Below are 825 nucleotides of genomic sequence, written 5' to 3'. Positions count from 1 at the left end.
ATCCTGTCGCGCGCCACCGCCGACAAGGCCGCCGCCGCAACCGACCCGGCCAAGAAATTCAAGAAGTTCGAGGCGATGGTGCTGCAGACCTTCATCCAGAACATGCTGCCCAAGGACACCGAGGGCGTCTACGGCAAGGGCCTGGCCGGCGACATGTGGAAATCGCAGCTTGCCGAGCGGGTGGCGGACGTAATGGCCGAACGCGGCGGCATCGGCATCGCCAAATCGATGCTCGCCGACCACTATCTCGAAGGCAAGCGCGTCGTGCCCGTCGGTCCGGTTTCGGGCGGGCCGGAAAAGACCGAGGTCGACCAGCAAAACAGCCTGTCGACCTCGCTGGTCCATCAATTGCAGCGCAAGGCTGCGGGATCGATGACCGGTGACGAGACGACCATAAAAACAAATATCAAGATCTAAACTGGGAAACGCCATGGCCGACTTTTCGGAATCCACCCCCAACCTGCCAGCACGCACGACCACGTCGGAAGCGCCGATCCCGTTCGCGCGGCCCGGCAACCTCGCCGCCATCATCGGCCGCATCGAGGAAGTGGTCGAGGAAGAGACGGCAGGCATCCGCAACGCCACCAACTATGATCTCAAGGCATCGAACGCCCGCAAGAGCCGCTACCTCTACGAGTTGACCCGCGCCATGAAGGGCGGCAGCGAAGCCGAATTCCTCGAGCAGCACCGCGAGGGCCTGACCCGGCTGCGCCAGAAGCTGGCGAAGAACGAAGCGGCGATCCTGGCGCATCTCAGCGCGGTCAACGAAGTCGCCAGCCTGCTGCGGCACGCCATCCAGCGCGCCGAGACCGACGGCACCTATTC

The 825-nt window shown here is 63.8% G+C and carries 2 protein-coding genes; both read left to right on the top strand.

The features are described from left to right. A partial coding sequence (locus EN879_RS37590; RefSeq protein ID WP_127232314.1) for a rod-binding protein occupies positions 1-417 on the top strand: 417 nt, incomplete at its 5' end. Between the two features lie 13 nt (positions 418-430). After that, positions 431-825: hypothetical protein (locus EN879_RS37585; protein ID WP_127274796.1), on the top strand; the 395-nt coding region annotated here is incomplete at its 3' end.

Source organism: Mesorhizobium sp. M7A.F.Ca.AU.002.02.1.1 (assembly GCF_003998535.1).
Taxonomy (GTDB): domain Bacteria; phylum Pseudomonadota; class Alphaproteobacteria; order Rhizobiales; family Rhizobiaceae; genus Mesorhizobium; species Mesorhizobium ciceri.
Note: the sequence above shows the minus strand (reverse complement) of the source record. Positions and strands in the feature narration are given on the sequence as shown.